General features: G+C 57.3%; 16 protein-coding genes and 2 pseudogenes. 16 read left to right on the forward strand and 2 right to left on the reverse strand.

All coding sequences use genetic code 11. From position 1 onward, the window contains the following. The first annotated feature begins 740 nt into the window (after window positions 1–740). The 9 genes and pseudogenes from NP945_RS31490 to NP945_RS31530 all read left to right on the forward strand — a co-directional run bounded on the left by NP945_RS31490 (window position 741) and on the right by NP945_RS31530 (window position 14,996). Window positions 741–1,716: pseudogene (locus NP945_RS31490) on the forward strand (IS481 family transposase). Window positions 1,717–2,254: 538 nt separating this feature from the next. After that, on the forward strand, window positions 2,255–2,959 hold the full coding sequence (locus NP945_RS31495) for an SDR family NAD(P)-dependent oxidoreductase (protein WP_245459728.1): 705 nt from the start codon (window positions 2,255–2,257) through the stop codon (window positions 2,957–2,959). A gap of 84 nt (window positions 2,960–3,043) precedes the next feature. Next, window positions 3,044–4,357: a 4-aminobutyrate--2-oxoglutarate transaminase gene (gene gabT / locus NP945_RS31500; RefSeq protein WP_127404082.1), complete on the forward strand. Its 1,314-nt coding sequence runs from the start codon at window positions 3,044–3,046 to the stop codon at window positions 4,355–4,357. Window positions 4,358–4,692: 335 nt separating this feature from the next. Then, window positions 4,693–6,954: a LamG domain-containing protein gene (locus NP945_RS31505; RefSeq protein ID WP_256748498.1), complete on the forward strand. Its 2,262-nt coding sequence runs from the start codon at window positions 4,693–4,695 to the stop codon at window positions 6,952–6,954. Window positions 6,955–7,451: 497 nt separating this feature from the next. Next, window positions 7,452–9,104, forward strand: coding sequence for an ABC transporter substrate-binding protein (locus tag NP945_RS31510; RefSeq protein ID WP_127404087.1), 1,653 nt, complete (start codon window positions 7,452–7,454; stop codon window positions 9,102–9,104). Between the two features lie 211 nt (window positions 9,105–9,315). Further along, window positions 9,316–10,422 carry a serine hydrolase gene (locus tag NP945_RS31515; protein ID WP_245459729.1) on the forward strand — a complete coding sequence of 369 codons (1,107 nt, stop codon included), beginning with the start codon at window positions 9,316–9,318 and terminating at the stop codon, window positions 10,420–10,422. Between the two features lie 172 nt (window positions 10,423–10,594). Next, complete coding sequence (locus NP945_RS31520; protein ID WP_127404084.1) at window positions 10,595–11,632, forward strand: ABC transporter permease; 1,038 nt, start codon at window positions 10,595–10,597, stop codon at window positions 11,630–11,632. A 10-nt stretch (window positions 11,633–11,642) separates the two neighbouring features. Further along, on the forward strand, window positions 11,643–12,842 hold the full coding sequence (locus tag NP945_RS31525) for an ABC transporter permease (protein ID WP_127404085.1): 1,200 nt from the start codon (window positions 11,643–11,645) through the stop codon (window positions 12,840–12,842). Between the two features lie 9 nt (window positions 12,843–12,851). After that, entirely contained in the window at window positions 12,852–14,996 is a 2,145-nt protein-coding gene (locus NP945_RS31530) for an ABC transporter ATP-binding protein (RefSeq protein WP_256748499.1), read from the forward strand. A 324-nt stretch (window positions 14,997–15,320) separates the two neighbouring features. Here NP945_RS31530 and NP945_RS31535 read toward each other — a convergent pair whose 3' ends face one another. Continuing rightward, a complete protein-coding gene (locus NP945_RS31535; RefSeq protein WP_256748500.1) occupies window positions 15,321–16,145 on the reverse strand; it encodes a transposase in 825 nt (274 codons plus the stop codon). Window positions 16,146–17,495: 1,350 nt separating this feature from the next. Between NP945_RS31535 and NP945_RS31540 the strand changes: the two genes are divergently transcribed. From NP945_RS31540 to NP945_RS31555, 4 genes and pseudogenes are all read left to right on the forward strand, one after another. After that, window positions 17,496–18,224, forward strand: coding sequence for a LuxR family transcriptional regulator (locus NP945_RS31540; RefSeq protein WP_127404215.1), 729 nt, complete (start codon window positions 17,496–17,498; stop codon window positions 18,222–18,224). A 518-nt stretch (window positions 18,225–18,742) separates the two neighbouring features. Further along, a pseudogene (locus NP945_RS32095) lies at window positions 18,743–19,114 on the forward strand (transcriptional regulator domain-containing protein); the annotation flags it as partial. Between the two features lie 118 nt (window positions 19,115–19,232). Further along, window positions 19,233–19,622: a hypothetical protein gene (locus tag NP945_RS31550; RefSeq protein ID WP_245459750.1), complete on the forward strand. Its 390-nt coding sequence runs from the start codon at window positions 19,233–19,235 to the stop codon at window positions 19,620–19,622. Next, window positions 19,607–19,747: a DNA -binding domain-containing protein gene (locus NP945_RS31555; protein ID WP_245459751.1), complete on the forward strand. Its 141-nt coding sequence runs from the start codon at window positions 19,607–19,609 to the stop codon at window positions 19,745–19,747. The genes NP945_RS31550 and NP945_RS31555 overlap by 16 nt, the downstream gene beginning before the upstream one ends. Before the next feature lie 24 nt (window positions 19,748–19,771). On the opposite strand, the gene NP945_RS31560 is transcribed toward NP945_RS31555, so the two are convergent. After that, window positions 19,772–20,023, reverse strand: coding sequence for a hypothetical protein (locus NP945_RS31560; protein ID WP_127404216.1), 252 nt, complete (start codon window positions 20,021–20,023; stop codon window positions 19,772–19,774). Between the two features lie 137 nt (window positions 20,024–20,160). Here NP945_RS31560 and NP945_RS31565 point away from each other — a divergent pair, with 137 nt between their 5' ends. The 3 genes from NP945_RS31565 to NP945_RS31575 all read left to right on the forward strand — a co-directional run bounded on the left by NP945_RS31565 (window position 20,161) and on the right by NP945_RS31575 (window position 21,487). Next, window positions 20,161–20,397: a helix-turn-helix domain-containing protein gene (locus NP945_RS31565; RefSeq protein WP_127404217.1), complete on the forward strand. Its 237-nt coding sequence runs from the start codon at window positions 20,161–20,163 to the stop codon at window positions 20,395–20,397. A gap of 642 nt (window positions 20,398–21,039) precedes the next feature. Beyond that, the gene (locus NP945_RS31910) at window positions 21,040–21,273 is read left to right on the forward strand and encodes a hypothetical protein (protein WP_292239715.1); all 234 of its coding nucleotides are present in this window, start codon (window positions 21,040–21,042) and stop codon (window positions 21,271–21,273) included. Continuing rightward, window positions 21,245–21,487, forward strand: a complete 243-nt coding sequence (locus tag NP945_RS31575) for a hypothetical protein (protein WP_189512620.1) — start codon at window positions 21,245–21,247, stop codon at window positions 21,485–21,487. Before NP945_RS31910 ends, NP945_RS31575 begins: the two co-directional genes overlap by 29 nt. Window positions 21,488–21,964: the final 477 nt, after the last annotated feature.

Below are 21,964 nucleotides of genomic sequence, written 5' to 3' on the forward strand. Positions count from 1 at the left end.
CGCAAAGGCGACGTCCGTCGGCCCAATTTCAACCCGATCATCGTCATCTATGCTCCCGTCCGGTTTAAGTGCCTTTGCCACTCGCGTTGGATCAATTTTGGGGTTCACGATCGAAAACGAGGACATGCAAGGCGTTTCCCGGGTTGGTTATTCGTGCAGGGATTTAAGACTGATTTCCCGGGTTCTGAAGGCGGAAAAAATATTGCCCGATATAAGACTAAGTCATCTGACATTCCTGCCCTGTGGTGACTCAGTTGCCAAGCAGGGCTCAGTCTCGAAAGGTACTGGCGCCGAAGGGTCGCGTCCCCACAGGTGGTGCGCACGCAATGCGTTGACCAACTCAGTGCGGTGATTGACCAGCTGTTCTCGCGCGCGAAACATTATGGACCGAGACTGCTGCTCCTCGGTTTTCATTTCGACGAAGCGCATCGTTGGCCGTTGCGGATGCGGAGGCGATCGTCGAGGCAGCCGCTGCGTCGTTCTTCTCCCGATTGATGAACGCCTTGACATACCGAGCTGCAATCAGCTTCGGCTAATGGCCAAGCTGGACCGGGACTATCGGGAATTCTGTGCGCGAGGCCATGATGATGGAAAGGAGAGAATCATCACATGGCTATCGAGAAGGAACTTCTGGACCAACTGCTTGCCGGCCGCGATCCGAATGAGGTGTTTGCCAAGGACGGATGTTTGATCCCGGGCTTTGATGGTGCACAATTGTCGCACGAATCGAAGGAGGCACTATGGGCCAGGTTCTTCATGGGATCGCCACGACGACAGAGGCGGTCGTCGAGCGATACAGCATAGTCAAGAGAGCCTGAGGGCGCTCGCGAAGCGCTACGGGATCAATCAGGGACGGTTGCGAAATGGAAGAAGCGGACTTCGGTCGCCGATGTGCCGACAGGGCCAAAGAGCCCCGCCTCGACGGTGTTGACGATCGAGGAAGAGGCCGTAATCGTCGCCTTTCGGCAGTACACCCTGCTGCCGCTCGATGATTGCCCGACAATCCCGGCGCTGACGCGTTCATCCCTGCATCGTTGCCTGCAGCGTCACGGGATCAGCCGCCTGCCAGAAGTCGAAGGCGAGAAGCCAGTCAAAACGAAGTTCAAGAGCTACCCAATCGGCTTCTTCCATATCGATATCGCCGAGGTGCAGACCGCGCAGGGCAAGCTTTACATGTTCGTCGCCATCGATCGGACCAGCAAGTTCGCCTTCGTCGAGCTTCACCGAGAAGCCAAACGGCGCACCGCCGGCGATTTCCTGCGCCATCTCGTCGAAGCGGTCCCTTACAGGATCACCAAAGTCCTGACCGACAACGGCACGCACTTCACGACGCCGGGCGCCGGGGGATCGGCCGCGCCTCTAATCGTCGAGGCGCTGGCCAAGGGAGAAACCGTCTGGGCGCATGCCTTCGAATACGCCTGCGCGCAGCTCGGTATCGAGCATCGCCTCACAAAGCCGAAGCACCCCCGGACCAACGGACAGGTCGAGCGGATGAACCGCACGATCAAGGACGCCACCGTCAAGCGCTACCACTACGAAACCCACGACCAGTTCCAGCGCCACCTCGCCGACTTCGTCGCAGCTTACAACTTTGGGCGCCGGCTGAAGACCCTGAAGGGCCTCACGCCCTACGAGTTCATCTGCAAACAATGGACCATCGAGCCAGAAAAGTTCAGGCTAGATCCATTCCATCAAATGCCGGGACTAAACATCTAGTTTCGAAACAAGGCGATGTCGCAGATCCGAGCCCAGCTTGGGCAGGACCACCGAGCTATAAAATGTATTTAAGTCTAGTAAAACCTTTTGCGCCTTCTCAGGGCAAATGCTGGCGCCTACCATCACCTCAGTAGTAAGCAAACTGGCCTTAATCGGGCGCGAAGCGCCTTCTTGGATGCGGGACGATGAGATTCGGCTGCAGGATGACGCAATGAAAGATGTTAATACTTTCACCACCGCCGGTGGTGGGCGGGGGCTGCGGCGGGCGGGTGGAAGAAGTCACGGATCTCCCCCTCGAGATCGCGTCCGACGCCCTGATGTCTCTGCACAGCAAGGGCGCCTTCACCGTTTCGCCGTCGATCCTGTGGACATGGGTGCGAGCCTTGGCAAAATGGTCCGCTCGGCAGATCGCGGAGCCGATGGCATCTATAAGATCATCGTCCTTCACACCTCTGATGTCCCGAATCCCCTGCAGATCGCTCGTAGAGGTTAAGGGTCGAAGAAATTGGATAAAAGATTTGCAAGGAAGGTGGCTCTCGTGACGGGAGGGCGTAGCGGCATCGGCCTCGCGACTGCGCGACGTCTTAAGCAGGAGGGTGCCCGCGTGTTCACTGCGCAACGTGGTGAGGACCGGGAATTCGAAGCCATCGGCGTCGATTTCACCACCCCAGAACAGGCGGGTTACCTCATAAAGACGGTTGTTGAGCGGGCTGGACGGCTCGACGTTCTGGTGAACAACGCCGGAATGATGCAAGAGGCGCTCGTCGAAGACATGAGCCTGGCGGATTGGGAGCGAACCATCGCTGTCAATCTGACGACTCCGTTTATGCTGATCAAAACTGCCATGCCCCACCTGCGGTCGGCCGCCGGCACGATCGTGAATATTGGCTCCATCGAGGGACTAGGGTCCAATCCCAAACATGCTGCCTATTGCGCCTCCAAGGCCGGACTTCACGGCCTGACGCGGGCGGTAGCGATCGATCACAGTGGAGAAGGCGTGCGTTGCAACGCCGTCGCGCCGGGTTGGATCGATACCGATTTGAACGTGGATTTCATTGAAAATATGACTGAGCCCAAATCATTCCGTGAGCAAATCGGCAGAATCCATCCGGTGGGGCGCACAGGCAAGCCAGAAGAAGTGGCGAGCCTGGTTGCCTGGCTGGCTTCGCACGAAGCGTCTTTTGTCACAGGGCAGGTCTGGACGATAGACGGCGGCCGAATGGCCAAGCTCAGCCTGCCTTGAGACGGCGACGGCAGCCCGGGAGTCCTTCTTTTGCAATCAAGCCTTGAGATGCCGAAACCATCATTGAAACAATAGGGGTCTACAATGTCATTGAATGCTGCTCTCGACGAGCGTCGCAAGGCCGCCGTTTCCGCAGGCGCCTCCATGTCTTTCCCGATATATGTGGACCGGGCGCAAAATGCCGAGCTCTGGGACGTAGAGGGAAGGCGTTACATTGACTTCATAGGCGGAATGGGCGCCCTCGCGGTAGGACACTCGCATGCTGAGGTCGTCGCTGCGGTACAGGCTCAACTGAACCGGTTCAGCCATACTTTCTTCGGCTCCGCTCCTTATGAAAGCTATATCCAGCTTGCCGAGCGGCTGAACGAGCGATGCAAGGTCGGCGGACCGGCCAAGACCTTGCTCCTCACGACCGGTGCTGAGGCGGTCGAGAATGCGGTCAAGATTTCGCGTGCTTACACAAAGCGCCGCGGAATCATCGTGTTTGGCGGCGCATTTCACGGTCGCACCCTCTTGACAATGGCGATGACGGGTAAGGTCAACCCTTACAAACAGTCATTCGGGCCATTTCCAGGTAGCATCTATCGCGCACCCTATCCGGATCTTTATCGGGGGGTCGGCGTCGAGTACTGCCTTTCGGCCCTCGAAACGCTATTCGAAACCGAAATTGAGCCCAGCGCGGTCGCGGCGATTGTCATCGAGCCGCTTATCGGCGAAGGCGGTTACATCCCCGCGCCTGATGAGTTCATGGCAGGTATCCGGCGTCTCTGCGACCGCCATGGGATTGTCCTTGTAGCCGACGAGGTTCAGTGTGGGATGGGCAGAAGCGGGCGCCTTTTTGCAATCGAACACACAGGCGTCGAACCTGACCTGATCCTGATGGCCAAGAGTCTGGCGGCAGGCCTTCCGATTGCAGCCGTGGTCGGCAAGGCAGAGATCATGGATTGCGTTGGCGTCGGCGGCCTGGGCGGAACATACGCGGGCAATCCGCTGGCATGTGCGGCAGCATTGGCCGTGCTGGATATCATCGACAAGGAGAACCTGCTCAACCGCGCCCAGGAGGTCGGCGAGCGCCTTAAGGCTGGCTTGCGGCGAATTCAGAAGAAGAAAAACCGCTCGGTGATTGGTGACATCCGCGGGCTGGGAGCAATGATCGGTGTCGAACTGGTCGAGGACGAAGAGACGCGCAAGCCTGCGCGATCTCTTACCTTAAAAATGATCAAGGAAGCTGCTGACCGCGGTTTGCTGCTTGCTTCAGCCGGCCGGCACTTCAACGTCCTGCGATTCCTCGTCCCATTGACGACATCGGACGCGATCATCGACGAGTCACTGACTATCATCGAAGATTCCATCGATGCTGCGATCGATAATGACCTGATTCCCGGAGATCCGGCATAAGCGCAGATTAAGTGAGAAGCCATGCACGTTGAACACCCCTCAGAGCTACTTGAACTGGCAGCTGAATTCCGTCGTGCGCCTTTCGGGCATCACAGCCCGAACCTGCAGAAGCTTCTCCGAACGTTCCGGAGTCTTCCGATCGCCGGGAAACATGCCTTGCTCACCATTCAGCCCAACCGGGTTTGGATGCTCGTGAGTCTGACGGGAGTTCCAGGCAATCCCCTCACAAGACATGAAGGCGTCACCTTCGAAGATCTGGCAGATGCGGAGTGGTACGTGTTCCGGCGACGCTGGCGACAACATTTCGGAACAGAAATTCCAGACGGAGATCAATCGTGAGGACGCTGTCTGGTTACACCAACCTCTTGAGCGCTAAGCCGGACGACACGATTGAGTTCAAGGTGAGTTCGCTGGGTGATGCCGCCAAGTTTTCGGCTCGATTGGTGAGGCTCATAACCACCGAGGAGCATCCCGGCACAGCGGGCCTTGTCGAGCGCCATGTCGACGCTGCCTTTAATGGCGTTTACCCCGCTCGGCGGCAGCCGATCTATATAGGCTCTTATGGCTGCGTGAAGCATGATACTGCATTTTGTGAATTGGACGATTTCACGTTTCAAGCGTGGCTCTGGCCGACGCTGCTGGGCTCAAGAGTCCAGACAATCGCTGGTACGTGGGACGAGCAGCGCGGCCATGGCTTTGCGATCAAGATCGATGAAAAGGGCCGATTGATGTTTATGGTCGGCGATGGGGAAGGGGCCGTATCGGCTGTTAACCTGGAAAACGGGTTTCGCGAGCGCAGATGGGTATTCATTGCGGCCAGCTTCAGTGGCCGCGAGGGCACAGCGGTCCTCCACCAGCGGCCCCTTTGCGACATCGGCGATCTCGACTCCCCCGAAACCCGGCTATTCAACGTTGCCGCGGGCCAGGGAAATGTTCGGCAAAAAACGTTCCTTATCGCCGCCCATAAGGTGTCCTGCCAAGACGGGATTCTGATTGCCGGTGGCCACTACAACGGGAAGATCGATTCTCCCAAACTTTACGCCTGCGCTTTGACCGTTGAAGAGATCTCCTCGTTCCGCGACAGCGCCGAAATCAGCCGGTTGGCTGGAAAGGCCGTTGCCGATTGGGATTTCAGCATCGATCAGGGGTCGAATGTTTTCAGGGATGTTTCGGGCAACGGGTTCGACGGTAACCTCATAAACATGCCTGCCCGCGCCATGAAAGGTTACAATTGGACCGGGAAGTTTCACGACTGGCGATGCGCGCCGAAGGAGTATGGCGCGATCCATTTCCACGATGACGATCTTTACGACGCCAGCTGGTCCACCGACTTCACCTTCAAAGTGCCAGATGGGCTAGAAAGTGGGGTTTATGCTGCTCGCCTTGACGCTCGCAATGCCAGCCCGGCCTACGTGATTTTCTTCGTTCGTCCGCCGAAGGGTCAAGCCACGTCTGAAACAGTATACCTCGCTTCAACGGCGACTTACACAGCCTATGCCAACCAGAGACTCATTGCACGAGACCCGCTCGACGAGATGATCATGGGTGGGCTACCGATTTTCGGAGAGGATGACATCTTTCTCGACGAGAATCTCGAGTATGGGAAGTCGGTCTACGATCTCCACACGGACGGTAGCGGAGTCTGTTATTCGTCACGCTTGCGGCCGATCCTGAACATGTCTCCCAATGCAAAATATTGGGCATTCGGTGGCGACGGATACCTGACCGGCTGGCTGGACGCGCTCGGCATCAATGCAGACGTCATCACGGACGAGGACCTCCATAACGAAGGTGAAAGCCTTCTCGCTCACTACCGCGTTGTCCTGACCGGATGCCATCCAGAATATGTCTCTCTGGCAATCTGGGAAGCTTTGAAGACGCACCTGAGCCGGGGCGGGCGCTTGATGTATCTGGGGGGCAACGGGTTCTATTGGAGGACCGCGTTCCATCCGACACTCCCTGGATTGATCGAGGTTCGTCGGGCCGAAGATGGGTCCCGTGCATGGTCCGCGGAACCCGGTGAATATTTTATGAGCACGACAGGGGAATATGGGGGACTCTGGCGTCGACAGGACCGCATTCCCAACCAACTGTTGGGAGTGGGCTTCTGTGCGCAAGGCTTCCAGTCAGGTTCCTATTACCAGTGGTCCCCAAAGAGCAGTGATCCCCGCGTGGAATTCATATCCAAGGATATCAGCCGAGATTGCTTGTTCGGAAACTATGGGCTGGCCGGCAACGGGGCGGCCGGACAAGAACTCGATCGGTACGACCCGCAGTTGAGATCGCCGCAACACGCCGTGGTGATTGCTTCCTCCACGAACCACACCGATTACATGGTCCTGGCCAAGGAAGAAATCGGCGCCATGCATTGGATGATTGGCGGAAGTGAAAACAGAAACGTTCGGTCAGATATAGTGTTTTTCGAGACTGCGGGCGGCGGAGCGGTTTTTTCGGTCGGGTCGATCTCATGGTGCATGAGCTTGCCCATAAATGGTTACGACAATGACGTGTCGCGGGTGACGCGAAACGTTCTGGAACGCTTCCGCGATCCGGCACCATTCCTGCTGCCCTCAGCCGCGCCTTTGCCAAGCGGATAGCCAAATCCACTGCACATGTAGATGCCCCCTGCAACCGCCTTTCGATGAGCGCGAAGCTTTTGAATTCGACAACATAAGCTCGCACAGGAGCGGTTGTCGGAGGTACTAGAGAACGATTGTTCCTCCCTGACGAAGCTCCTCAGTAGTCTAGTTTATTCCATTCTCGGGCGAACATAGAAGGAGATGACGCCGCGGGCTCTCCGGATGATTCAGTTCATGGACCCTTCTCGGAAGCCCACTGGCCTCGCTGCCCGGGGCCAAGCCTTGGATCGCTTCAAAATCGTTCGGCTCAGCGACACGCTCTAAAGCCCTCATGTGTCAAAGCCCTTAAGCCACAAAGGCTTTCCACCCTTGCGCTCACCGCCAGACATCACTGGAGATAAATCAGGTTTAAGCCAAACGAAAAGTTTTCTCAGTTCTCATACCCTGCGCTGCTCCGTATGATCAGCTCAATATTAAGTAAGACTGGCGCCGGACAGCACATGTGGGAGACTGAAATGAAATATTTTTCTAGGCATGGCGAGCCCATGCCGAGGGCGCTCGAAGGGCTGGCGGCGGAAGCAAGAAGAGAGAAGATCGATCGCCGCGAGTTCCTGGCGCTCGCCACCATCTTGGGGGCGTCTACAGCCGTGGCGTACTCGATGCTGAATGCAACACCACCGGCGCATGCTGAAGAATTACCTATTAAGGGCGGAGCGCTGCGAATTTCTACGCAAGTTTACGGTCCAAAAGATCCGCGCGTAAATGACTATCCAGGAATGGCTAACGTCTACCGACAGTTCCTCGATCCTCTCGTCAAGTATACAAAGGATTACACTTTCGAACCCAGCCTTCTTGAAAGTTGGGACACGAATGAAGACGCGACTGAGTATATCCTGCGCCTGCGAAAGGGCGTCAAGTGGAACAATGGGGACGACTTCACTGCCGATGACGTGATGTTCAATCTGCTGCGCTGGTGTGAAAGGGACGTGCCCGGGAACTCGATGGCGGCGCGCATGGCTACGCTCGTTGGCGAAAAGACAGGTAAAGCGAGAGAAGGCGCTATCTTAAGAGTTGACGATTTTACCATCAAACTCAAGCTGCCAAAGCCCGACATTACGATCATCCCTGGCTTTGCGGACTATCCGGCACTGATTGTTCACCGTGACTTCGAAAAGAACGGGTCGGATATCGTTGCGCATCCGGTGGGGACGGGGCCATTTGAACTAGTGTCTTGGGATGTCGCAAAGAAGGCGGTTGTGAGGCGCCGCCCAGAAGGAAGCTGGTGGGGCGGTGAAGTATACTTGGACGAAGTGCAATTCATTGACTATGGCAGTGATCCATCCACTCTACTGAGCGCCTTCGAATCCGGCGAGATAGATGCCAATGATGGGACGGATACCGGTTTCGTCGGCATCTTAGATAAGATGGGGCTTGTCAAATCGGAAGCGAGAACGGCAACTACTATTATGTGCCGCACCCACGTCGCTACTAAGCCGTATGACGATCACCGGGTGCGCAAAGCACTACAACTAGCGGTCGACAATAACGCTGTGCTGCAGATTGCCTATAATGGTTACGGCACGGTGGCTGCAAACTATCATGTCGCCCCATTGCATCCTGAATTTTATCCGCTTCCTGAACAGAAACGGGATGTCGAAGCGGCCAAGAGGCTTATGGCTGAAGCTGGCAAGGCTGATTACGAGCACGAGATCATCAGTAGCGACACGGAATGGCTCAAGGCAACTGGCGATGCGATCGCCGCGCAGCTGCGCGAAGCTGGATTCAGGGTGAAGCGTTCGATTATTCCCGAGTCGAGTTTCTGGAATGGTTGGTTGAAATATCCCCTCTCGATAACAAACTGGAATATGCGGCCGTTGGGTGTCCAGACTTTGGTGCTTGCCTACCGCAGTGGTGCAGCGTGGAATGAGACGGCGTGGTCAAATCCGGAATTCGACAAAAAGCTCGACGAGGCGTTGACGGTTCCCGACCCGCAGAAGCGCAAGACGCTTATGCATGACATCGAAGCGCTTCTGCAGGAATCCGGCATCATCATTCAGCCTTATTGGATTACGGCTTTTCATCACTCGACCAGGAAAGTGAAGAACTACTACATGCATCCGGTAGGGGAAACAGAACTCACCAAGGTCTGGCTCGACCCGAGTGCGTAGTTGCTACTGATGGGGATGCAATCGCCTCCTCCTGGCGGTCGCCTGCTCCAATGGCCAACCAAGCCTTTTGGAAATGATCGGGAAAGCTAGAGCATTAATGACACAATGCAAGTTGGACGCACGTCATGGTAGCGTAACGGAGGACATTCTTGAATTCGACGGACAGCGGTACCTCGACGGTCGGGCATCGGACCCAACGAAATTGGGCTGGATGCGCGGCGCGCCGCCGCCCCCAAACAGGCGCATAACGTTCGAGAACGGCAATGTTTGGAGCTTTCCGGAGCTTCGCTGGTCGTTGTCGCATATAAATGAGCTTAGGCCGACGGTAAGAGTATGGCGGGGGCAAGGAGGCCCTTCGAAGCCTGAACCGTACAAAAACTTTTCTGACATCGACGCGCTCACATTCACCGACGCGGATGGTCGCCCTCGCCGCTTCGATGAGGCGCTCCTTGACACTTTCACCGACGGGTGCCTGGTCCTACATCGAGGGCACATCGTATATGAGCGGTACTTCGGCGCACTTGAGCGACATGTGCCACATTCGTGCCAATCAATCACCAAGTCCTACGCAGGAACGCTAGCCGCTTCGTATGTGCACGAGGGAGTACTCGACGAGTCAAAAACCATATCGCATTATTTGCCGGAGTTACGAGGCACGGGATGGGAGGATGCCACTCTGCGGCAAGTAATGGACATGCAGACCAACTTAGATTGTACTGAGGACTACACAAAGGAGGACGCGTCGTTTAGATGCGACTACCTGTCAGAAATACGGAAGCAAGGAAAGCATGGCGAGTTTTCCTACAGGAGCGTCAACACCAATGTAATGGCTTGGGTTATGTCGCGCGTTATAGGCCGCTCATTCGCTGAGCTTCTGCAGACGCGCCTTTGGACCCCCCTAGGTTGCGAAGAGGACGCCTACGTAGACATTGATTCCACGACTGGCATGCCGAGGGCGCATTGTGGTCTCAATGCGACTCTGCGCGATCTCGCGCGCTTCGGCGAACTGATGCGGTGCGAGGGCACATGGAAGGGACAACAACTGATTCCAGCGTCGGTAGTCCACGACCTACATTTCGGCGATCATCCCGCTAAGCCCGTGCCGCGCTCAGGTTACACCTACCGGAGCCAATGGTGGGTGTCTCACAACGAGCTTGATTCTCTAGAAGCTCACGGTCTCTATGGTCAGGTTCTTTATATCTCTCCAAAGGCCGAGATGGTCATTGCGATTTTTGCATCACATCCGGAGTCCTTCTCCCGTATTGACCATATCCGAGCGCCGCAGATGCTGGCACTTGGCCGAATGCTGTGCGGTTGACAAGGTCAGTTTCCCTGTCAACCGGGTCGGACACCCGGAGCGCGGAAGAATAGTCATCGTCTCGAACTGCAGTTCGCGGCTGGATCAATTAGGTCGCGGAGCAGGAAGCCCTACCGATCATTGAACCTGCCAGTCCCACACAACCGAGGCGTAGCATGATTGGGGAGAAGCCATGCTGAGATTTGTTTTGCGCCGTTTCGGCGTCATGGTTTTGACCATGTTGAGCCTGACGATGATCGTCTTCTACATGGTCAATCTTGAGCCAAACCTGCGCAAGCTGGCGCTCAACCAAATCGAAATGCGCTCGTCAGATGAACAGATTGAAAGCTGGCTGTCCAGGCAGGGCTACCGGCAGAATATTCTCGTGCGCTACGCACAGTGGTTGGGCGTCATTCGAAAGCAACCGATCATCGATCCTGCGACCCACAAACCAGTGCCTCGCTTCAGTTATTGTGGCGAACCTGCCAAACCGTATTACGGCGGAATATTGCAGGGGGAGTTCGGTTGCTCGACCAAATTCAGGACCGCCGTTTCCGAAAAGATTGTACCGGCGCTGGCGGCTACTGTTAGGTTGATGTTCTGGGTGCTGGCGCTAGTAGTGCCGACATCCCTTTTGATAGGCATTCTTGCTGGGATGCGCGAAGGCTCGCGAACGGATCGTGTGCTGTCAGTTGTCTCGATCGCTACGACTGCAACGCCTGAATATGTTTCAGGCGTTATCTTCACAGTCATCTTCGCCTCCTGGCTGGGATGGCTGAACGGCTCGGCGGCATCCACAGCCGAACAAGGCCTAACAGTGTACAACTTCACGCTCCCGGTGATGACGATGGCCATCTCTGCCATCGGCTACATCGCCCGAATGACGCGCGCCTCGATGGCCGAAGTGATGACGCAGCAGTATATTCGCACTGCGCGATTAAAAGGTTTGCCCTTCTCCCACGTAGTCATCAAGCACGCGCTGCGCAATGCGTTGATCACCCCATTCACGGTGATTATGCTGCAAGTACCATGGCTGCTTACCGGGGTGGTAATCGTTGAGACGATGTTCCGATACCAAGGTTTCGGATTCACGTTGAATGAAGCGGCCAGCAACAACGACATTGATCTCCTACTTGGTTGCTCTCTGGTATCGGTCGTCGTCGTGCTGGTCACGCAATTAATCTCAGACATCGGCTACGCTCTTCTTAATCCGCGTATCCGTGTGGGATAGGAGTCGCAGCATGCAATTCGAGACAATCGGGTGGTCTGCAATTACCTTCGACGTCCTCGGCCGGTTCTGGCCAGTGTGGGTTGCGATGGCAATGTGCCTGGCGTTCAGTTTCCGTTTCCGCAACAAGCTTGGTCTCTACGGCGAACTGTTCAACACCGGCATTGGTATCGCGGGGGTCACCATCTGTCTCTTCTGGGCGTTCACCTCAATGTTCGCACCCGTCATCGCGCCGTTCGATCCCCTCAACCAAGTGGCAGCGATGAAGGACGCGCTGCCAGGGAGCGCCTTGCCCGATCGCAACGGTATCTACTATTTCGGCGGCGACACGCTCGCTCGAGACGTGTTCTCGCGCATGATCTTTGGAAGTCAAATCGTGATGGTGATCGCGCCGTTCGCCACTGCTTTCTCGCTGGTTGTGGGAATCGGGCTTGGTTTGCCAGCCGGCTACTATGGCGGAAAGACAGATGCCGCGCTGTCGTTCTTCGCCAATCTCGTCTTGGCCTTTCCCGTCATCCTGATGCTATACTTGCTTGTAACACCTGAAATCCGTCAGCTTTCGTTTGATAACTGGTTCAGCGAGATGACTGGGGTCGGCCTGTCGATCCCGCGATCACTCGCGACATTGATTTTTCTCTTCACGATGGTCTTCTTTCTGACGCTCTTTCACACACGATTCAAGAACCGACCTGATCGGTATTACTTGCTGATGGGAGCGACGATCCTGATGTTCTGTTGGATGATTTTGGGCCTTATCTTCGACGCAGATCCATTTGGCATCGTTCATCTCGATCCAAACGAACTCAACATCTTCGTCGCCGTGGTGCTCGGGTCGTCGCCCGGCTTGTTCCGCATTGTGCGTGGGCTTGCGGTGGACATCAAGACGCGAGACTACGTCGCTGCGGCCCAGACGCGCGGTGAGTCACCCTGGTACATCATGCTCTGGGAAATCCTGCCCAATGCTCGCGGGCCGCTGATTGTTGATACCTGCCTGCGCATTGGCTATACCACGATCCTGCTCGGTGCCTTGGGTTACTTCGGTTTGGGTGTTCCGCCTGAAAGTCCAGACTGGGGCACGGCGATCAAAGACGCGAGTCGTCTCCTGCGTGCCTACATTCATCCCGCTCTGCCGCCGGCTCTCGCGCTTTTGTCATTCGTTCTTGGCCTCAATCTCCTTGCCGACGCGTTACGCGAACAGTCGCTGAAAGACTGAGAGGTGACCATGAAGGAACCAGTCAAACGCACCACCGTCGCAAGTGCCCAACCGATCATCCAGATCGAAAACCTGTCGATCTCGTTCTTCACCCGCAGCGGCGAGATACCGGCGGTGATGGATTTTTCCTGCACCGTCATGCCCGGCGAGGCAATGGGCCTCGTCGGTGAATCCGGCTGCGGCAAGTCGACCGTGTCGCTCGGCATCATGCGCGACCTCTCCAACATCGGGAAGATCGTCGGCGGCAAGATCAAGTTCCAGGGCAAGGACATGGGCGAGCTCTCCGACGAGGAGTTGCGCTCCATTCGCGGCAACAAGATCGCGATGATCTACCAGGAGCCGATGGCGAGCCTCAACCCGGCGATGAAGGTCGGCCAGCAGCTGATGGAAGTGCCGCTGATCCACGACAAGGTGTCGAAGGAAGAGGCCTATAAGCGCGCGCTCGAAATGGTGCGCGCGGTCAAGCTGCCCGATCCCGAGCGCATGATGCGTTCCTATCCGCACCAGCTCTCCGGTGGCCAGCAACAACGTATCGTCATCGCCATGGCGCTGCTGTCGAAGCCGGCGCTGCTTTTGCTCGACGAACCGACGACGGCGCTCGACGTGACGGTGGAGGCCGGCATCGTCGACCTGGTCAAGGGGCTCGGCGAGAAGTTCGGCACCTCGATGATCTTCGTGTCGCACAATCTCGGCCTCATCCTGGAAACCTGCGACCGCATCACGGTGATGTATTCGGGCGAGGCGGTGGAGACCGGCAAGATCAAGGACGTCTTCGACCGGATGCGCCACCCCTATACGCAAGGGCTGTTCCGCTCGATCCCGCTGCCGGGCGCCGACAAGAACTCGCGGCCGCTGATTTCGATCCCCGGGCAATTGCCGCTGCCGCATGAACGGCCGAAGGGCTGCAATTTCGGCCCGCGCTGCCACCATTTCGTCGAGGGCGTCTGCAACGCCGCCGAAATCCCGATGATCGAGGTCGCGGGTCACGAAGGCCATTTCTCGCGCTGCGTGCGCTTCAATCAGATCGATTGGGAGGCGCTGCCGCCCGGCGCCAAGAAGGTCAATGAGAAGGTCGTGCCTGGCGCACCGGTGCTCAAGATCGAGGACCTGAGAAAATACTACAAGGTTGCCGGCAGCGAGGTGTTCGGCTCGAGCGAGGGCCGTGTCGTCAAGGCCAACGAGACGATCTCGTTCATGGCGCGCGAATCCGAAACCGTCGCCATCGTCGGCGAATCCGGCTGCGGAAAGTCGACATTGGCCAAGGTGCTGCTCGGGCTCGAGACGGCAAGCTCGGGCAAGGTCACGCTGGGCAACAAGGAAATCCAGTCGACCGGCATCGAGAAGCGCGGCGTCGATACGGTGTCCTCGATCCAGATGGTGTTCCAGAACCCGTTCGATACGCTGAACCCCAGCCATTCAGTCGGTGCGCAGATCATCCGCACACTGGAAAAATTCAACGTCGGCAAAACGGTTGCCGACCGCCGCAAGCGCATGCTGGAACTGCTCGACCTGGTCAAGCTGCCGCGTGCCTTCGAGACGCGCAAGCCGCGCCAGCTTTCCGGTGGCCAGAAGCAGCGCATCGGCGTGGCGCGTGCCTTTGCCGGTGACGCCAAGGTGGTGGTGGCGGACGAGCCGGTCTCGGCGCTCGACGTCTCGGTGCAGGCGGCGGTCATCGAACTGTTGATGGACATCCAGCGCAAGAACAAGACGACGATGCTGTTCATCAGCCACGACCTGTCGGTTGTGCGCTACATCGCCGACCGCGTGGTGGTCATGTATCTCGGCTATATCGTCGAGCAAGGCACGACCGACCAGATCTTCTCGCCGCCCTATCATCCCTATACAGAGGCGTTGCTGTCGGCGATCCCGATCGCCGACACCAGCGTGGTAAAGAAGCACATCGTGCTCGAGGGCGACATCCCGTCGGCGATGAATCCACCGCCGGGCTGCCCCTTCCAGTCACGCTGCGGTTACAAGAGGCTAGTTCTGGGACGGCTCTGTGAGCGGGAGGTACCGCCAACCAGGAGAATGCATAGTGGCCATGACATCAGGTGCCACCTTCCGGATGCGTTCCTTGCGGCAATGGAACCGGTAATAAAGCTCAGTCCCAAGCTCGAACAAAAGGAGACAAGCGTCAGCGAAGCAGAGGCATGATCAGTGGGCATAGGGAGAGCAGGACTGCATAGATTTTTCGCACCGTCTCGTCGGGGGGCTAAATGTTCGATCCCAGGTTTTGATGGGGCATCCTTATCCTCCGAATCAAAGGATGCACTAGGCCAGGTTCTTCATGGGAGCGCCACGACGACAGAGGCGATCCGTCGAGCGATATATGTCTGGACGACCGCCGATCAAGGGTTTGTTTTGGCAATGGGACGTTCGCGGGTGCGGTCATGTCGTTGTTGCAGTACTGTGACCGTTGGCAATGATGGTGTCCGCTGGTCCTTTGGCCTGATCAAGAGAACGAACTCAAAGCTCCGACTACGTTGCAGTCTTTCGGGATATGTCTTCGTCTGTTCCCATCACGTCATTGTCACCTCGATTCTGGGCCGCAGCCTCAGCCGTTTTTCCGTTACGCCTGCGTGGCGGCATAGCGTGCGTCATCACGCCCTTGAGTTCATCTGCAAGGCTTGGGCTGCACAGGCCGAACGCTCCAAGCTTAATCCGCTCCAGCAAATGCCGGGACTTCTTTATTCGGCATGTTGAAGCCTCAAAAGCCAGCGCAACGACAGGTCCGACACCAGGGACGGCGAGCAACACCTCCATGATGTCACGTAGCTCCGGGATGTCGCCGGAAAGGTTCGGTCTCAAGGTTGGCATTGTCGGCGCTGCCAAATTGCGGATTCGCATCGGGACACGCAACAGGCCTCGAATGTGGTTCTCAATTGCGATGGCTTTTTCCTGCAGCAGCAACTTGCGGGCTGTTAACAGCGCCCGGCGTTTCTGGCTTATCAGCGTCTTGACGTGCACCGGCCGGAACAAATTAACCCGCATCATCTGCGCGATGCCGCGCGCATCATTGCGGTCGGTCTTGTTGACCTGCCCCTTGAGAAAGGCCTTTGCATGACGGGTTTCGATGCAGATTGCAGGTAGTCCGGCTCCCGCCAGACCACTGAACAACCATTGTGATAAGGGACCGGCTTCAAGCCCGATCCGGGCCAGATTCCAGACGGGGTTCTTCAACGCCTCAACAAGATCGTCCGGATGGCTCGCAACCTTCATCTCTCGGCAAATTCGGCCTCCTTCATCCACGATGCAAAAGGTCGTCTCTTTGACGGAGGCGTCCAGTCCGGCATAATGCTTCATGTTGCGCTTCCTTTCCTCGTGCTTGTGGCTGTTCACGCAAACCACGTTTTATCATCAGCTCGAAGCGCAGCACCTCAAAAACCCGTTCAAAACGTGGGGCAAAGCCGAGTACCCCATCTAAACAGATAGACAAGCGGCTTCGACGCCCAGGTCGGCTCTTGGAAGCCCCCACTTCAAAGCCGGGGTATGTTACACATGCGCCGGCTTTCGGTTGGTGCACCGGCGACCAGGATCACGTTCTGTAACAAGTTCAGCGCGCTCGAATTGTGAACAAGGCCGGCGCTGTCCTCGACAAGCGGCTTTTGTGCAGTTCGACCCGGTCCTGGCACCCGCCTCAACAGCGTGCTGATGGTTAGAGATGCCAAGGCCCCAACGGCGGCCTCACTACTGAGAGGACAACTGCTGAGCGATTTGCGTTAAGCTATGAGTCATCCACATTGCGGTAGTCGCAAAGTCCTCGATCGAAGCGGCTCTACGGCTACTTTGGCGTGTGGCGGGCCAGTTCACTGAAGGTCTGAATGCCTGATGCTTAGCGCGGCGGAAGCGAGGCCGCCATTGAAGCGCTCTGGGGCACGGTCTTTTCCGCAGTTGATGAATCGAAATGACCCGTACCCCGTAACGAAAAGCCAAGAAACAGACCAAATAGCGGGGCTGTGATCAGGAGAGTTGTAATGGCAACACATTTTCCCGCTGGGATGCGTTCAAACTGTAAATCTATATTTCCCATGCGAGGGGAATTCTGCTCCACTTTACCTTCCTCTCCGTCCAGTTGAGTTCACAACGCCAGGAAGTTTGCATTTAATTCATGATATGTCAAGGATTCAGACCCTCCAACGTCCATACGACAACGTCCCATTGGTTGGTGAAAAAGGGCTTTATTTCTCGAACAAATCGCACGCCTGTCGTTAACACAACGCGTCCTTACCGGCTGGCGCGTGGAGCATACTACATCGAGAAGCACTGACATGAACTAAATCTATAGAGCGCGCACTCTTTTGGAGTGTAAAAATGTCATCGCGCGGGCTATGAACATGGGCGCCAATCTCTGCCTATCATCCCAGTGAGCGTCCAGTGAAGCTATTCAATTAGCAAACAAAAAGTTGAAAAATGTTCAGCCTTCCAATCCGCGCCAGCGACTGGGGCGGGCAGTTTGATCGCGAGCGCTGACGAACTCGCGAACTCGAGGCACGCCTGAGGTCTGGAGCAGAATGCGAGGATGTTACGCTGTCAATGATGCAGCACATGCGCTGCGGTGTTTTTGGAGAAGGCGAGCATTGTCTCCCCCGTTCCTGCGTGATTTCTAGGTAAGCGGATCCGTGAGTTGGAAGGAAAGCGATTGGAAGGACAATCATGCAGACCGCGTTCGAGAGATTTTTGGAACGGCTGTCAGAAAGCGTCGATGAGACCGATCTACTCGGTGCCATGACTGATATCGCCTCAAGGCTCGATCTGCTTACCTTCGCCTATCTCTCCCAGCCAATCGGGTCTGATGGCAACCCTACGCTGATCTCCAATTATCCGGCGCCCTGGACAGAACGCTATTTTGAAAACCAATATCAGAGCATCGACCCCGTGTTTGTTCGTGCACGCTGTGGCGGATGCCTGTTTCGATGGGGATTTGATCTACATGGCGTTGAGCCATCGATGGCTCAGCGCAGGTTTTTCGAGGAAGCGGCGCAGTTCGGCATCCGCTGCGGCGTGACGATCCCGATTGTCGATCTTCGGGGAAATTTTGCCGCAATGACCTTTGCAGTCGACCGCCCAGATCCTGCATTTTTTCGCGTGGCGGAACGCTATGAACAGGGCCTTTCGTTGATCGCCACCTGCTTTCATATGTTCGTGCGCCGCAAACTTTCGCCAGACCGCGTGGTGGACGGAATTTTGCTGACCGCCCGTGAATACGAGTGCCTCCAATGGGCCGAGAAAGGCAAGTCTGCCCCCGACATCGGCTGCATCCTGGGGATCACGCGGCATGCGGTAGCGTTTCATCTGGCCAACACCCGCAGAAAACTTGGCGTGAGCACCACCAAACAGGCAGTTGCGCGTCTCGCCGCTTCCAGTCTTCGCGCCACGCATTAGTGTGCCATATCTGTGCAACTGCACAGGGCGCAATCGCCTGAAGCATCGCCGCCTATGGTGGGGAAATTCTCCGAACACGAGGTCTTTGATGATCCAGCTGATTGCTTCCGATTGCTATGATTATTTTGCCGACGAGCTGCATGCAATGCTACCGCCTTTTCAGCGAATGTCTCGATTGGGAGGTCCGAGAGTACGGCGGTACGAAGTCCATTCTTTCCATGCGCTGCGCCCATACTACCTGTTGCTGCGCGGATGCGTGGGTTTTGTCGAAGGTTGCGTTCGTCTTCTGCCGTCCACAGGTCCGACAATACTTCGCGACACCTTTTCCGTCCTGTTGGGGGGGAAGACCGCGCCTGAGAACCCGAGCGTCTGAGAAAGCAGCCGATTCGCACTCGACATTTCGTCATCCGCACCGAAGGGAGTGGGTGGTGTGTCAATAGGTATCTATGGACTGTTCGCCGGCATGATCGAGTTCGGCTTGTCGCGCCGGCTCCAGCCACATCGTCACGGTCACCAATTTGCGCATCGAACGCATCCTTCGCCGGGTAGGCTGGCCACTCGAGCGGGTCGGAGAGCCGCACACGTTCGGCGTCATCATCGCGCTTGCCGGCTATTTGGATGTCTCGGAAGAAAGGCTGCACACGGTCCGCCAAAACGGCGGCCTGCACGGTCCAGGCTTTGGGCGCCGGTGCTTCGTCAGGTCGCGTGAGTGGCGTGAGAAAGTTGACCCCTTCATGCCAACGACCCAACCGACACATGCTGATCCACCTACCTGGTGGGAGGAGCGGGCGTACGACTACACCGCTCATCTGATGTCGCGGGGATGGGGCTGGGAGTTCCTGCGGTGCAACCCGGCATTCCAGCATGAACTGCAGGTCGCGTCGCGCCGAACCTCCGTCGAGGTGATCGCGTCGGCCGCAGACCTGTCGCGCTGGGGTGTTTTGTTTCGCGGAATTCCACTGGCGCGATGCGGCCGTGTTCTGGGATCCGCGCCGCTGCGCACATGTAATGCCTGTGATCGCGGAACGGGCTTCTGGGTCGCTGACGATACTATCGTTCCATCCGAGGCCACTGCCATGTCGCGCGACGGTCCTGCTCGCGCACGACAAGAGCCAGTATGTTCTTCTGCGCAACGCGCAGCGCAGCCTTCAACTCGCCATTTCGGGCGCCGACATCCTTCAACCTGCCTGCCTCTCTGCCGACGCGATCTGGCCCGCAGCGCATTTGAAGCATCGCCTATGGGTGCTGGAGTGCCTCAATAATCTTTATGCTTACGGACAACTGCCTGGACGTCTGTTTCCACCTGAAAAGCGCTGGTCCCGATTGACCTTCGTTATTTTCGTGCGCTTGATGGCTCACTCGCCGGAGCATCACATCTCGAGATCGCTGAAGCACTGATCGGCCGGGGGCGCGTCTACGCCGACTGGACCGACCCTGGCGATCACCTGCGCGACAGAATCCGTCGGGCCGTAAACGGCGGTCACACGCTCATGAATGGCGGCTATTGGGACTTTCTTGCCTGAAAGCGTGCCCCTGCGCAGTGTGCGTCAACCGGCAAACAGTTCCTTGTAGCCCGTCGTCACGATCCAGTTTGCCCGGTCGATATGGCTGCGGAGCGCCTTGCAGGCGCGGACCGGATCAAGAGCCGGATCGATGCCGAGAATGAGAGCGGCCATATCCTCTTCACTGGCATTGTCTGCACAGGCGTCCAGGATCCGTAGGTAGATCGTGAAATGCTCCCTGTCATAACTCGTTAGGCTGTCTGACCAGGGCACGTCGTCAGCAATGTTTGGCTTCATGCGCTTTATGGCTGGTTTGATCTCGGTCCATTGGCGAGTTTGTTGTGGCCTGGCTAGGCCTTCACCGATGGGCCTTTATAAGGAATAGGAACGATCATTCCTAGAGCGATAATTCCTTTTCAGCGCCTATCTCATGCGTGGATCTCAAAGAGGTCATGGCAATCAATATGCGTCGTTTGCGCCATGAACAGGATCTGACGCAGGAAGAGTTGGCTGCACGGGCGGATCTTAGCATGCGCTACGTGGGCTCGATCGAGCGTGCCCGCGTTTCCGCGAGCGTCAGCGTGCTCGGACGACTGGCGCAGGCATTCAGTGTTGATCCCTGCGAGCTCATAAAACCGCCGCGCAAGGCCCGGCATTCACGACCAGCTTAAGCGAGAAAACCAGCTATGCGCCCGCGCGCCTTGTGGCGTGCGCTGGGTGCTCGTGAATCGAGCCCGCCTTTCTTCGGTAGGCTCAGGCGGTCTCGGCCATTTGGCCCCTGGCGCATGCAGCCTTTCGGCTGCTGATCGTCGCCGGCCGATCGGCCGGCGTCGTCCGTGTGGGCCGTCCCGGTGGCGTGCGGTGGACGCGTTTCCTTCTTGGCCCGCCGCGCATCCCGCAACCCATCGCTTGCGGACCGGGTCCGCGTTCCGGTCCTTCGGATGCGATCCGCCTTCCACGGCAGGCCCTTCCGGTTGGTTTCGCGGCCACCCGGTTGCGGGAAAAGGCGCGGGATTGAAGAGCGGAGGACGAGGCGTGCAAACGAAAGCGTTCCGGCAGGGCCAGGGCTGGCGCAGGCAAGGGCGGCGTACCGGCGCCAGCCTTTACGAGAGGACACTACTGAACGTATCGTCGCCAGCTGGAGCGCGGCACCGCGCCTCGGGTCAAGCCTGGGGCAGGGCAAAAGCCGGCCTTCACCTGCCAAAGAACGCGGCCACCGGCCGGCTCTGTTCCGGCATCAATATTCTGATCCTTTGGGGCACGGTCTTCGAGCGCAGCTCTGCCTGTCAGAACTGGCTGAAAGGCCGATGGCAATGAGCCGCAAGCCGTTCCCTCTCTTAAAGCGCTTCGCCGTCTTCAATGTTGTGCAGTGCGACAACCTGCCCGACCACCTCTTCGAGCGACACGAGGATCACCATGGACTGCTCTTCCCGCGCATGCTGGAAAAGCGGCTCAAGCGCGGCGGCCGCAATTCCGCGAGCACGGCCGCTATGTCTGTCACATCGACGAGCTCCACGAATGGTCGAAAAGCCATTGCAGGGCGATAATCGCGAGAACGCTTCCGCGCTGGCCGGTGATAGGGGCCGGCCGCACATGCAGTTGCCGGCGATCTCAAGCTCGATCACCGCCGAGACCGCCGCCGACACTGCGCTCGACCGGATCGACGCGTCCCGAACGCGACCGCGCCTCCAACTGCCCACGCTCGCCGCTTACCTGCTGCAAATCGCCAGGCTTGGGCGGCTATCTCGCCCGCAACCATGATCCGCCTCCCGGCAACACGGTCGTCTGGCGCGGCATGATCCGCTTGCACGACATCGCCTTCGGCATCTCCATTGGACAAAGCCGACGATGTGGGTAATCGGAATCTTCGCCGGAGGAGTACGGCAAGCCAGCAGATACTCGATTGGACGCTGACGATGATGCCGCAAGCACGATCTACCCGGCCTTTCTGATCGAGGAGGACGCCCGGCGTCGAGCTTTCAGGAACTTCTGGAGGCTTTCTCGCAAGGGACTGCCATCGAGCCTGATTGCGGCAGCCATGCTCAAGGCCGAAGAGGCGCCAGACGTGTGGATCTCTCAAAGTCGCACAACGGACAACTTTAAGGACCCGGCCTGAAAGATCCAGTTATCAAAGTCTCATCAAACGGGCATCTCGTGAGATTTTCAACTCCGCTCTCGGTCACGAGCACCTGCTCTTCCAGTTTCACGCCTTCCCGCCCACCGACGGCACCGATATAA

The organism is Mesorhizobium sp. LMG17149 (assembly GCF_024518695.1).
In the GTDB taxonomy this organism is placed as follows: Bacteria; Pseudomonadota; Alphaproteobacteria; order Rhizobiales; family Rhizobiaceae; genus Mesorhizobium.

Coding starts and splice junctions, on each gene's coding strand:
- gabT (WP_127404082.1), top strand. CDS start 3,044: ATGTCATTGAATGCTGCTCTCGACGAGCGTCGCAAGGCCGCCGTTTCC.
- NP945_RS31520 (WP_127404084.1), top strand. CDS start 10,595: ATGCTGAGATTTGTTTTGCGCCGTTTCGGCGTCATGGTTTTGACCATG.
- NP945_RS31530 (WP_256748499.1), top strand. CDS start 12,852: ATGAAGGAACCAGTCAAACGCACCACCGTCGCAAGTGCCCAACCGATC.
- NP945_RS31575 (WP_189512620.1), top strand. CDS start 21,245: ATGGTCGAAAAGCCATTGCAGGGCGATAATCGCGAGAACGCTTCCGCG.
- NP945_RS31525 (WP_127404085.1), top strand. CDS start 11,643: ATGCAATTCGAGACAATCGGGTGGTCTGCAATTACCTTCGACGTCCTC.
- NP945_RS31540 (WP_127404215.1), top strand. CDS start 17,496: ATGCAGACCGCGTTCGAGAGATTTTTGGAACGGCTGTCAGAAAGCGTC.
- NP945_RS31515 (WP_245459729.1), top strand. CDS start 9,316: ATGCGCGGCGCGCCGCCGCCCCCAAACAGGCGCATAACGTTCGAGAAC.
- NP945_RS31910 (WP_292239715.1), top strand. CDS start 21,040: ATGAGCCGCAAGCCGTTCCCTCTCTTAAAGCGCTTCGCCGTCTTCAAT.
- NP945_RS31510 (WP_127404087.1), top strand. CDS start 7,452: ATGAAATATTTTTCTAGGCATGGCGAGCCCATGCCGAGGGCGCTCGAA.
- NP945_RS31550 (WP_245459750.1), top strand. CDS start 19,233: ATGCCTGTGATCGCGGAACGGGCTTCTGGGTCGCTGACGATACTATCG.
- NP945_RS31560 (WP_127404216.1), bottom strand. CDS start 20,023: ATGAAGCCAAACATTGCTGACGACGTGCCCTGGTCAGACAGCCTAACG.
- NP945_RS31535 (WP_256748500.1), bottom strand. CDS start 16,145: ATGAAGCATTATGCCGGACTGGACGCCTCCGTCAAAGAGACGACCTTT.